This is a genomic window from Bacteroidia bacterium, from assembly GCA_016218155.1.
GTDB lineage: Bacteria > Bacteroidota > Bacteroidia > Bacteroidales > GWA2-32-17 > GWA2-32-17.
The window spans coordinates 33,370-45,377 of record JACREQ010000023.1; the positions used below are offsets into that span (position 1 = coordinate 33,370).

11 protein-coding genes are annotated in these 12,008 nt (G+C 33.8%); 4 read left to right on the forward strand and 7 right to left on the reverse strand.

Annotated elements, in window-relative coordinates; translation table 11 throughout:
* Positions 1–31 precede the first annotated feature (31 nt).
* On the reverse strand, positions 32–1,069 hold the full coding sequence (locus HY951_03110; protein MBI5539020.1) for an acyl-CoA reductase: 1,038 nt from the start codon (positions 1,067–1,069) through the stop codon (positions 32–34).
* Between the two features lie 225 nt (positions 1,070–1,294).
* Between HY951_03110 and HY951_03115 the strand changes: the two genes are divergently transcribed.
* Together HY951_03115 and HY951_03120 are read left to right on the forward strand one after the other, a co-directional pair.
* Positions 1,295–2,542, forward strand: a complete 1,248-nt coding sequence (locus HY951_03115) for an ABC transporter permease (protein MBI5539021.1) — start codon at positions 1,295–1,297, stop codon at positions 2,540–2,542.
* A gap of 1,065 nt (positions 2,543–3,607) precedes the next feature.
* On the forward strand, positions 3,608–4,492 hold the full coding sequence (locus HY951_03120; GenBank protein ID MBI5539022.1) for a SpoIIE family protein phosphatase: 885 nt from the start codon (positions 3,608–3,610) through the stop codon (positions 4,490–4,492).
* Between the two features lie 34 nt (positions 4,493–4,526).
* Here the strand turns inward: HY951_03120 and gap are convergent, their stop codons facing one another.
* From gap to fsa, 4 genes are all read right to left on the reverse strand, one after another.
* Entirely contained in the window at positions 4,527–5,531 is a 1,005-nt protein-coding gene (gene gap, locus HY951_03125; protein MBI5539023.1) for a type I glyceraldehyde-3-phosphate dehydrogenase, read from the reverse strand.
* 193 nt (positions 5,532–5,724) lie between these two features.
* The gene (locus tag HY951_03130; GenBank protein MBI5539024.1) at positions 5,725–6,321 is read right to left on the reverse strand and encodes a molybdenum cofactor guanylyltransferase; all 597 of its coding nucleotides are present in this window, start codon (positions 6,319–6,321) and stop codon (positions 5,725–5,727) included.
* 42 nt (positions 6,322–6,363) lie between these two features.
* Complete coding sequence (locus tag HY951_03135; protein ID MBI5539025.1) at positions 6,364–6,975, reverse strand: threonylcarbamoyl-AMP synthase; 612 nt, start codon at positions 6,973–6,975, stop codon at positions 6,364–6,366.
* Positions 6,976–7,032: 57 nt separating this feature from the next.
* The gene (gene fsa, locus HY951_03140) at positions 7,033–7,689 is read right to left on the reverse strand and encodes a fructose-6-phosphate aldolase (protein MBI5539026.1); all 657 of its coding nucleotides are present in this window, start codon (positions 7,687–7,689) and stop codon (positions 7,033–7,035) included.
* A 186-nt stretch (positions 7,690–7,875) separates the two neighbouring features.
* On the opposite strand from fsa, the gene HY951_03145 reads away from it, so the two are divergent.
* Positions 7,876–8,949, forward strand: a complete 1,074-nt coding sequence (locus HY951_03145; GenBank protein ID MBI5539027.1) for a ketoacyl-ACP synthase III — start codon at positions 7,876–7,878, stop codon at positions 8,947–8,949.
* A gap of 710 nt (positions 8,950–9,659) precedes the next feature.
* Here the strand turns inward: HY951_03145 and HY951_03150 are convergent.
* Positions 9,660–10,427 carry a hypothetical protein gene (locus HY951_03150; protein ID MBI5539028.1) on the reverse strand — a complete coding sequence of 256 codons (768 nt, stop codon included), beginning with the start codon at positions 10,425–10,427 and terminating at the stop codon, positions 9,660–9,662.
* A 408-nt stretch (positions 10,428–10,835) separates the two neighbouring features.
* Between HY951_03150 and HY951_03155 the strand changes: the two genes are divergently transcribed.
* Positions 10,836–11,309, forward strand: coding sequence for a hypothetical protein (locus HY951_03155; GenBank protein MBI5539029.1), 474 nt, complete (start codon positions 10,836–10,838; stop codon positions 11,307–11,309).
* 135 nt (positions 11,310–11,444) lie between these two features.
* Here the strand turns inward: HY951_03155 and HY951_03160 are convergent.
* The coding region (locus tag HY951_03160) for a cbb3-type cytochrome c oxidase subunit I (protein MBI5539030.1) at positions 11,445–12,008 on the reverse strand (564 nt) is incomplete at its 5' end.

The window sequence follows — 12,008 nt, forward strand, 5'->3', positions numbered from 1 at the left end:
ACTATTTGTATCATAAAACTGGAATAAAGGGTTAGAGTTTACTCAAGAATTCTATAGTATCAATGCCATCGGCAAACTCATTCAGTTTTGGACTTTGACTTGTTCCAAAAGGAATAGCACTTGGAATTAGTTCACTATCACCAACAACACATTGTAACTCATCAGAATGATTATCAATATAAACCTGTACATCTTCAATTTTTTCATATTCCTGATAATGAACAACACCCACTGTTGAACCAATAGATTCATTCTGTTTCAGAAGCATAAAATCTGTATCGATATGATCTATTAAGTTCATTTGGTTTATCGTCTTCTGAAACTCGTAATTATTCATATACTTGTTATGAGTATCAAGGTTCTGCCATGCCTTAAAAGCCTGTAACATTGAAATAAAAGAATAACCCTTAGGAACCATTAATTTAGAAACATTCCTACAACCCAATCCAAAGTACAGGAAAATATCATCGCTAAGCTTTGTGAGTTCATCATGAGTTTCATTCCCAGTTATAACAGCGATGCTATTTTTATGTTTACGAATTATTGTTGGGTAATTTTTAAAATAGTAATCAAAATAGCGCGATGAATTATCGCTACCAGTAGCAATCACTGCATCAAAACCATGCAAGGTGGATTCAGAGAGTTCAATTAAATCTGAAAACTCAGGGTTTATCTCATATAACATACTTATTATGGCTGCCATTAAATGCCCATCTTTTGACGAAACTTTTCCCAAAAAACGATGCCCAGTAAGTAATACACAAATTAAATCGTGAAGACCTGCAAATGGAATATTTCCAGCCATTATTACGACAACCTTTTTACTCTCTTTGGGCGTAAAATAGGCTCTTGGATATTTTGCTATTAATGTGTTTAGAGCCTCCCGTTTAAGCCACAAATTGGCAATAGAATCAATTGCAAAGTATATGTTTTCAGAAGTAAACCAAGGGTTATGAATACTGGCTTCCTGAATGAATTTTTCAAATCGAGAATTGCTATTCTGAACTGATTCAGAAAGCATTCTTTCGCCAAGTATAACAAAAGCATCTATTCGACTTTCAATATTCATCAATCTTTTTTTACAAAAATACTAGAAAAGTTATAATTTGAAAGATAAAAGTAACTCGTAAAAAGTTAACTGCTACTCCATGTTGTATAACCAAGTATTTATACAAAAAAAATAATTGTATAAAAATAATCTTTTCAGAATGTTACTATCAACTATTTATAGTTTTTTAGCTTACGGGTTACTAAAGATCTATTAACTTTGACTCGTAAGCTCAAAATTAAAACTATGAAATTCGGTGCACTTTTAAAAGAGAATATAAAAATCTCTTTGAACGCTATACGTTCAAATAAATTACGCTCAATATTAACAATTTTCATTATTGCTTTAGGCATAATGGTTTTAGTGGGAGTGCTTACAGCCACTGATTCAATCAATAACAGCATCAGCAGTGAATTCTTAAACATGGGAGCAAATACATTCAGTATTGTAAGTAGAGGATCGCATGTACATGTTGGTGGAAAACGTTATCGTACATTAAACCACCCTTATTTGAGCATGAGGCAAGCACAAGAGTTTAAAGATAGATTCCAATTCCCCTCTGTTATATCAATTTCTGTGAACGCATCAGGCACAAGCACAATTAAACAAAAATCAAAAAAGACCAATCCAAATATTTCTGTTTACGGGATTGATGAGAATTATCTTACAACTGCTGGTTTGGAGATAAATACTGGACGTAATTTTTCATCGCACGAGTTAGAGGCTGGAAGGGCTGTTGCCATTATTGGTTTTGAAGTTGCAAAAAAGATATTTGATAAAAACGAGAATCCACTTGATAAGTTTATAAGTGTTGGTGGAGGAAAATACAGAGTAGTAGGTGTACTGAAAACAAAGGGCACAGGTTTTAATGGTGGACCAGATCGTTCTGTAATGCTTCCATATGGTAATGTTGCAACCTATTTCTCTCGGCCAAATATGGACTATACAATTAGCGTAATGCCCAATGATTCTAAACTTTTGGACTACGCAGTAAGTGAAGCTGAGGGAATATTTAGAATTGTGAGAAATCTTAAAGCCACTGATGAATCGGATTTTAACATTGAGAAAAGTGATAGTTTAGCACAAATAATGTTGGATTTATTTAAATATGTTACTTATGCTGCAACTATTATTGCTTTAATTACACTTATAGGAGCTGCCGTTGGCTTGATGAATATTATGCTTGTTGCCGTAGCAGAACGTACTCGTGAAATTGGTACTAGAAAAGCAATTGGAGCAAAATCAACTACCATTAAGCAACAATTTATATTTGAGGCCATTATGATTTGTATTATTGGTGGTCTACTTGGAGTTATATTAGGAATTATTTTAGGCAATTTAATGTCGTTATTTTTGGGAAGTCCATTCATAGTTCCATGGAATTGGATATTTATTGGGCTTAGCCTCTGTTTCTGTGTTGGATTAGCCTCAGGTTACCTGCCAGCAGTTAAAGCCTCCCGGTTAGATCCTATTGAAGCGTTACGCTACGAATAAAGGATTGAGATCAAATATTACTAATAATTTGAAGGTTTCACTCATTCCTAATCTCAATAATTTTAAAATTTGAAAACAGCGTAATTGTACGCCGAATTTATTTAATTGGTATTTGCTAAGTTTAAAAACAAATAACCGCTAAAATATAGATTTAAACTTTGAATTATCGCAAATTTGAACGATTAATCGTCATTATCAAATACAAAGAAAACTAATTCAAGGTCATATTTTTTTATTACCATTTTATTTTAGTAAATTTCCTATCTTTTATAGTTTTGTATCAATATTTATACAATTATCAATCCTTTAATTTGAATTTTGGGTTAAACTCAATGTATAACAAAATAAGATTATTCAATTTAAATGAACAGATTTAAAAGAATTTCATACGGTTTTCTTTCTGCAAATATAAGGGGTAGTTTAATTTACGAAGATGTTAGAAAGGTTACTCTCATTAACCTATTTTCTATAATTGGTATCTTCTATTTGCTATTTTATAGCTTTAGGATGTTCAAATTACACGATTACAAACTTTCTTACGTTTATATATGCTGCATACTTATTATAGTATCGATGCAACTTTTCTTAAACCTCAGAAAAAAAATTGTTGTTGTTAGTCATGTACTAGTATTCGGTTTGTACTGCCTCGAAGTTCTATTTCTTGTCCGCAATGGCTCAACACTGCTAAATATAAAAAGTCATTATATTTTCCCTGGAATCTACTGGTATTATGTCTTCCCACCTTTTAGCATTTTTCTTTTAGGTCGCAAAATTGGATCGTTATATAATTTACTTTTAATTGGAACATCAATAATCTATTTTTCATTTAGTTGTTTTCAAAATGAGTATTATGATTTTGAGTTTATAGTAAGGTTTCTATCCATCTTTAGCGCAATATTCTTTTTCTCGTTCTTCTTTGAATCAGTTCGTGTCATAACCTCCGATGCTTATAGAACATCCCAAACTAAAAATATCAAACTACTAAAACTTATCTCCGAGAAGAATGGTAATCTAAAGAAAAACAATAGTGAACTATCGCAACTTACCGAAGAGATTAGTACTCAGATGGAATATTTGAAGGTATTAAATGTTGAATTACAAGAGCAAAATGAAAAGATTGCTCAGCAAAATATAAAACTCGAAGTTCAAAGCGATGAGATTCTTCTTCAACGTGATTTATTAATGCAATATAAAAATAATATAGATGACAGTATACTTTATGCCAGCTATATCCAAAATGCTCTTCTACACGGAGATGACTCTTTAAAAGAAAATTTTAACGATTGTTTTATTCTTTATCTGCCCAGAAGTATAATAGGGGGTGATTTTTATTTTGTTCAAAAAATTGGTAATCATATAATAATTGCTGCTGCAGATTGTACTGGGCATGGGATACCAGGAGCATTACTTAGCATGCTGGGAATTGCATTATTATCCGAAATTGTGAACCGCCATGATATCGATAGTACAAGCAGCATATTAAACGATATGCGTAAAGAGGTTATCTCTGCATTAAGTCGAAAGAATAATATATACGATGCTAAGGATGGAATGGATATTGCATTATGTAAAATCAATCTTAAAACCTTAGAGTTACAGTTTTCAGGAGCCTATAATCCTGCATTTATAGTAAGAGAAAATGAACTCATTCGCCTTAAAGGAGATAAAATACTTGTTGGTAAATCAATTAATGAAAATAGAACTTTCACTCAAAAGAACTTCCAACTTCAAAAGAATGATTGTTTATACCTATTTTCCGATGGATTTTCTGATCAATTTGGAGGTTCAACAAAGAAAAAATACCTGATGAGAAATTTTCAAGAACTTTTAATAAAAATAGCACCAGAAGATATGTCTAGCCAAAATGACATCCTGTTAAAGACATTTGAAAATTGGAAAGGTGTTAACGATCAAACTGATGATGTTATGATCCTTGGTGTTAGGATATAGAAAACCCCGGAAAATCCCGGGGTTTTCTGTTATACTAGAATAGTTTGTTTATCAAATCTACAACTCGACAGGAATATCCCCATTCGTTATCGTACCAAGCAAATACTTTAATCATATTACCATTCACCATCGTACTTTGTGCATCAAAAATAGCTGAATGGGTATTGTGTATAACATCAACTGAAACAATAGGATCTTCTGTATATTCAATAATACCTAACATTGCTCCTTCTGCAGCTTTTTTCATAGCCGCATTTATTTCATCCTTAGTAGCTTCTTTCTTAAGGACAGCGGTAAAATCAACCAAAGATCCTGTTGGAGTTGGAACGCGAACAGAAGTGCCATCAATTTTACCCTTAAGTTCAGGAATAATTTTTCCTACAGCCTTTGCAGCACCAGTAGTGGTTGGAATTTGTGATAAAGCGCATGAACGTGCACGACGAAGATCACTATGAGGTGCATCTAATATACGTTGATCGTTTGTGTAAGAGTGAATAGTGTTCATGAATCCACGCTCTACACCAAAAACATCATTTAGAATTTTAACTACAGGAGCCAAGCAGTTAGTTGTACAACTTGCATTGGAAATGCATTTATCATCAGGTCTTAGATCTGCATCATTAACCCCAAGTACAATCATTCTATCAATTTCATCCTTCGAAGGAACTGTTAGAATAACCTTCTTTGCACCATTTTTAATATGATCACCGTATCCACCTTTTTCGCTTTCACGCTTAGTAAAAATCCCTGTTGACTCAATCACAACATCTGGAGTTTCAGTCCACTTGATGTTAATTGGTGCTTTATCAGCATGTACCCGGTATTTAACACCGTTAACGATAAGATTTTCTGCATCAAATTCAACCTTGCCGTTAAAACGTCCTTGAGTTGAATCGTATTTTAAAAGGTGAGCTAAAGTTTTGGTGTCTGTTAGATCGTTAATACCCACTACTACAAGTTCAGGTCTCTCAAGCGCAATCTTGAAAACGTTACGTCCTATGCGACCAAATCCGTTAATAGCTACTTTTATTTTTGCCATAGCTAAAGTTTTAATGATTAATGTAACTGTTTTATATTCTTTACAAAGGTAAATAAAAAAGGTGATCCATAAAATTTAACAATCCAGTTTGCTAACTTTTTTAATGCAATCGATTGATTTAGAAAAAAAATGAAATTTAATGAGGAGTTTAACCAACAAATATTCTGAAATAATCATAAAATGGCTTACAAATTCACAAATGAAATAACAAATCCTTAAAATCATCAAATGAGTTAATGTTTGTAAAACATTTTTTGGTTGTAGGGTTTTCGGGAATTTCGTAGAAATTAGTTTTTGAAATTAAAAATAAATCCGTAACGGGTCGCCCATTGGTCGAACTCACCATTGATTCTATTTGTCCTACTAATGATTTTGAGTACAAAGCAAAAAGAGGTTCTTCATAAGTGCCAATTAATGGAACAAGGATGTCTGGCTGATTTTTAAGAAATTCGTTTGTCATATCAACTGCAATTTCTGAATCCACAAATGGCATATCACAGGAAACAACAAAAATTGCAGGTTCTATTGAGTTTTCTAATGCGCTGTGTATTCCGCCAAGAGGTCCTATTCCCTTGATAATATCAGAGTAAACTACAATATTTTCAATTCCAAAATCGGTTAATTCATTAGAAACCACAATAACATTGTTAAAAACAGGGCTTAATTTTTGGTGAATTCTCTGAATAAAAGTAATTCCATCGATCTCAAGTAGAGCTTTATTCCTACCGCCTATTCTTGAGGACTTCCCTCCAGCAAGTATTGCCAGTGTTATTTGTGGAAAAATGGGCATTTTATTCGTTTACAGATATTATTTTGCCCCTTAAAATTGTCATTAGAATATCAATTCACCCTTACCTTCTCTTACTATTTCAGGCTCATCGGATGTACAGTCGACGACTGTAGATGGGGTGTTATCGCCATAGCCACCATCAATAACAATATCAACCAAATTCTGATATCGTTCATGAATTAACTCAGGATCAGTTGTATACTCTACAACATCATCATCGTCCTTAATTGAAGTGGTTAGAATTGGATTACCTAGCTCTTTTACAATCTCAATCGGTATATTATTACTGGGAATTCTAATGCCTACAGTTTTTCTCTTGCTGATAAAGTAGTCAGGAACTTTGTTTAATCCAGGTAGAATAAACGTAAAAGGCCCTGGGAGATTTTTTTTCATCAATTTAAAGGTAGGGTTATCAACCTTTGCAAAATCAGCAATGTGCCCAAGGTCAGAGCAGATGAAAGAAAAGTGAGCTTCTTTGGTTTTTAAACCCTTTAATCTGATTATCTTTTCAACAGCCTTTTGATTAGTAATATCGCACCCTAAACCATAAACGGTATCGGTAGGGTAAATGATAATTCCCCCATTGCGCAAAACCCCAACCACACGGGATATTTCACGTGGGTTAGGATTTTGTGGGTAGATTTTTATTAGCATTCGTTTTGAAAAATGGTAACACCTGCAAGTTTTGGATTTTAATAACTTGTTGGGTTATTAACCATTTACCTTTTTATAGTCCTCAAGGAATTTTTTTAAACCAATATCAGTAAGTGGGTGGTTGAGTAAACCTAAGATTGCACTCAACGGACAGGTTGATACGTCAGCCCCTGCTTCAAGGCACTGAATAATATGCATTGTATGACGAATTGAAGCTGCAAGCACTTTAGTTTCGTACTCGTAGTAGTTGTAAACATTTACAATCTGACGAATAAGTTCAACTCCATCTGTAGAAACATCGTCCAGACGACCAATAAATGGGGAAACATAGGTTGCACCTGCTTTTGCAGCAAGCAAAGCTTGTCCAACTGAGAAAACTAAAGTACAGTTGGTGCGAATGCCATGATCGCTGAAATATTTAATAGCCTTAATCCCATCCTTTGTAATTGGGACTTTAACAACAATCTGTGGGTGCAAAGCCGCTAACTCTTTACCTTCACGAATCATCCCCTCATAGTCAAGAGCAATTACTTCGGCACTTACATCTCCTTTAACGATATTACAAATATCTACGTAATGCTTTTTAATATTTGCATCTCCTTTAACATTCTCTTTGGCCATTAAAGATGGATTAGTTGTAACACCATCAAGAACTCCTAAATCGTTAGCTTCTCTGATTTGATCAAGGTTTGCTGTGTCAATAAAAAATTTCATGATATATTTGATTTATGATTATTCATTTAGGTTGGGCAAAGTTAACTCAATTTTTAGAACTATACGAACTCGTTTTGGGGGGATTATTAACAATATATAGCATTAATAATTTGTATTTTCGATAAATTTTGTGTTATATTGCAACGTTTTTTTTCTTTTTTAATCTTAAGATTAATCTTTTACATCATGAAAAACCTCAATACAATCATAACTGGAACAGGTTGTTATATACCCGAAGTAAAAGTTTTGAATTTGCATTTCACTAGAACCAAATTCTATGAAAAAGATGAAACATCTATAGGTGGGGGTCGTGAGGTTGTTGAGAAATTCAGAGATATTACTGGGATTAGAGAGCGACGTTGGGTTAAGAAGGATCAAACTGCATCGGATATTGCTACTATTGCTGCAGAAAGAGCTATAGAGGATGCTGGGATAGATCGTGAAACGATTGATCAAATTATTGTTGCTCAAAACTTTGGCGATGTTATAAAAGATACTATTCAGACTGACACACTACCAAGTATCGCATCAAGGGTTAAACACAATTTAGATATAGCAAGTTCATCGTGTATACCATACGATATTATTTTTGGTTGTCCTGGGTGGGTACAAGGAGTAATTCAAGCGGATAGTTACATTAAATCAGGGCTTGCAAAACGATGCCTAGTAATTGGTGCGGATGCACTTTCACGTATGGTAGACAAGTATGATAGGGACTCGATGATTTTCTCTGACGGAGCAGGAGCTGCAATACTAGAAGGAGTTGAATCGGATGAGAAAACCGGATTGCTTTCATCGGCAATGGTTTCACATTCAAAAGAAGAAGCATATTACCTATATCTTGGTAAATCAAATGCTCCTGAAAGTGATCCTAAAATACGATATATTAAAATGCTTGGTCGTAAAATATATGAGTATTCGCTTTTAAATGTTCCTTTAGCAATGAAAGCGGCTTTGGATAAATCAGGAATTCCTATTGAACAAGTTAAAAAGATATTAATTCATCAGGCAAATGAGAAGATGGATGAGGCAATAATCCAACGTTTCTATAAACTATATCAAATTCGAGAAATTCCCGATAAGATAATGCCAATGAATATTCATGAACTAGGAAATAGCTCTGTAGCTACAGTGCCAACGCTTTATGATATGATCCTTAAGGGTCAATTACCTGAACATAAAATTAATAAGGGAGATATTCTAATTTTTGCATCGGTAGGTGCTGGTATGAGTATTAACGCATTTGTTTACAGAGCTTAAGCAACGCCCTTTTAATAAAACCCTGACAAGTTTGCAAGTTCTATTGGGTCATTTGCTTCCGAAATAATTTTTTAACTTGTTGCCTCTTAAAATCTCCTTTGTTAATTTCCAAACTTTAGTAGAAGTACAAATCTTTTCTACTAGAGTCCAACAAGTTTTTGCAGAAGCACTAACTATTTCTCGAAGAATTCTCATTATTTTTCGTAAAACTTTCAGTGTTTTTCCTAAAATTCCTGAAGCGAATCAAAATAATTTCGAGGTTATTTCAATCAATTATTTTGATTGGAATTATCTATATATGCTTTGAGATAATCTCAAAATATCCGACGGCAAAAAAATATATTGACCAAATTGGCTCAACGCTTAAAGGTCTAGGAATTATAGGACTAAGTCAATTAGGCAATCTTTTTCCAATTATTAAACAAAAATCATTAGAAATCATGTTGGCGTTGTTTGGGTATCCCAAAAAACTAATAAAAAATGAATAAAAATTACAAGTGTCCAGAATTGGGTTTTATCAAATATTTTCCCCACGCATAAATTTACTTTCCATAAAAAACCTGCAAAAGGAATATGTTTAAAAATCAATTAACAGCAAACTATTATAGGACTTCACTTAGTTCGCCATGTGTTAGAACATTGTTTATTCCTCATTTGCACTCTTTTCGTTTTTTTCTTAGCAGATGCTGCTGTTTAATAAACAATCTTTGCTAAACCTTGCCTTTAATATTCCATTTATTTTTCAGGTACTCATCCATCTTTTCCCTAAGCTCCTTATAAGGAAGTTTAATATCCTCCTGGGGAAAGCCTGCCTCTATAAAACACTCTATATACTCACATCGTTCAAGATAATCCGTATGCGATTCGCGAACATTAACTGCATAAATAACCCACTCATCGCTATTCAGATCGAGTAGCTGAGGGTAGTACTCAATGAATACGGATTGAAGGGCGTTAATAAAATCAAAAATCCGTTTTCTTTCCCAGTTAAAGGTTTCAAGCGTCTCCTGTCTGTCCTCCTCCTTTATTTTTTCCCACTGCTCATCGGTTAGCCATGGCATCCTTTCCCTAAGAGAATCATCAATAAAATGTGGTTTAGCGGGACGACAATAAAAATCAATCCACTTGTCAATCTCTGGGTACTTCTCACGCACGTTAACTCCTATGGATTGACCTATTTCGAGGTTGAACATTTCAAAAATTACCTCTTCGGCCGTCATCTCTATAATTTCCTCTATTTTCTCAAGCACAAGAGGGCGTTTTTCAGTAGTAATAAGTGGGTATTGCTCCAGCATAACTTGTCGTATTGCTGGTATAAGATGCTTAACTAACAACTGGTAACGATGGTATAGCATTAAAATTAAAACGTCACTATCCTTAACATGCTCTCTTATCTCTGGATGTAATAGTATCTCATAGTCGTTATACCACTGCTCCTGAGCAGATAAGTTATCATCGCTATCATCATCTTCTTTCATAGCCATTTTATTTACATCTTTTAGGTTGATCCCAAAATCAATACCAAAATCATAAAAGATTTTGTTTTACTAAACGTGTTTCCGACCTACTTATTATAACGTCAGATCAACGTAAGCTGTCATCCTGAGTGGAGCGAAGGATCTAAATAAATCTCTCCGTTCAACATAATAAAACAGCAATCTAATGGTGAACCGAAAATTAGTAAATTATACTCATATCAAACTTACATTAATTAAATTCGTTAAAAAGATTGTAATAGATAAACTTTCAACTAAATTTAGTAATACATTTATGTATTATGCAAATAGATAATTTAACTTTAATTTTTATTGAGTGGTTTACGAAACAACCATTTTAATACAGAATTATAACATAATACCAATTATCAATATAAATATTTAATACGAATGAAAACAGAGCTTGCAATTACCAACGAGAGTTTTAGTTTTCTTAAGAACTCTCCCGACTTTCTTAATATTGTCCTCAATAATATCAACTCATGTGTTTTTCTTTTGGATAAGAATATACAGCTAAGAGCATTCAATGATGCGCTAAAAACTATTTTTTCAAACAAAAGGGACGAGGATTTGCTCTATATGAGATGCGGGGAGGCCATTGGCTGCGCACACCAGATTGAAGAGATGAAGGATTGTGGTGATACATCGAAGTGTCATGAGTGCGAACTAAGGATTGCGGCGCTTACATCGTACGTTGAGGGTAAAACAATTTACAAGGATAATATTGTTAGGCCATTCTTTGATTATGATGGCTGTAAGATTGATAAGCGTTTACAATTCTCAACAAGGCTATTCGTATTTAACAGGGAGAAATATATTATCATGATTATTGAGGATATCACCAAGTTTATGCCAACATCCTAATTTTGCTTGCGCGAATGGCGCTAAGATAATATTCGCAGAAGATAAATCAAGAAATACAACAGCATAAAAAATTAATACCGATTGGAAATAGATAATAGCCCAATCGGTATTATGTATATCATTTTTTGCCTACAATTATTTCTTCAACGACCAACCAGTTTTTAAGCCAACCACAAAGTAAACAAGTCCAACGCTTCCTAAAGCGAAGATAGTATCACCTATAACTCTCAACCAACGTAAAGTTATCATCGAAGGTTCTTGCATAAACTCCATTGAACGGGCATACCAGATCCCGTGATCAACAGATGCAATGGTTTGCTTAACACCAACGGGTAAAATGCTTATTGTAACCATTAATATCAAACCTATTTGGAAACACCAGAACGAATACTTTAAGATTTTATCGTTCCACTCCTCTTTTATTGTCATACCTCTTAAAGAGAAAAGCATTAATCCAATACCTAACATTCCATAAACACCAAATAGAGCAGTATGTGCGTGAACAGGTGTTAAATTCAACCCTTGCATGTAATACAAAGCAAGTGGAGGATTAATCAAGAAACCAAATACTCCTGCTCCTACTAAATTCCAAAACGCAACAGCAATAAAACTGTAGATTGCCCATCTGTACTTAACCATCCACGGAGTTGTTTTGGTCAACTTGTAGTTATGCCAAGCCTCAAATCCCATAAGTACAAG

Coding starts and splice junctions, on each gene's coding strand:
- HY951_03150 (MBI5539028.1), bottom strand. CDS start 10,427: ATGAAAGAAGATGATGATAGCGATGATAACTTATCTGCTCAGGAGCAG.
- HY951_03135 (MBI5539025.1), bottom strand. CDS start 6,975: ATGCTAATAAAAATCTACCCACAAAATCCTAACCCACGTGAAATATCC.
- HY951_03130 (MBI5539024.1), bottom strand. CDS start 6,321: ATGCCCATTTTTCCACAAATAACACTGGCAATACTTGCTGGAGGGAAG.
- gap (MBI5539023.1), bottom strand. CDS start 5,531: ATGGCAAAAATAAAAGTAGCTATTAACGGATTTGGTCGCATAGGACGT.
- fsa (MBI5539026.1), bottom strand. CDS start 7,689: ATGAAATTTTTTATTGACACAGCAAACCTTGATCAAATCAGAGAAGCT.
- HY951_03115 (MBI5539021.1), top strand. CDS start 1,295: ATGAAATTCGGTGCACTTTTAAAAGAGAATATAAAAATCTCTTTGAAC.
- HY951_03155 (MBI5539029.1), top strand. CDS start 10,836: ATGAAAACAGAGCTTGCAATTACCAACGAGAGTTTTAGTTTTCTTAAG.
- HY951_03145 (MBI5539027.1), top strand. CDS start 7,876: ATGAAAAACCTCAATACAATCATAACTGGAACAGGTTGTTATATACCC.
- HY951_03120 (MBI5539022.1), top strand. CDS start 3,608: ATGGAATATTTGAAGGTATTAAATGTTGAATTACAAGAGCAAAATGAA.
- HY951_03110 (MBI5539020.1), bottom strand. CDS start 1,069: ATGAATATTGAAAGTCGAATAGATGCTTTTGTTATACTTGGCGAAAGA.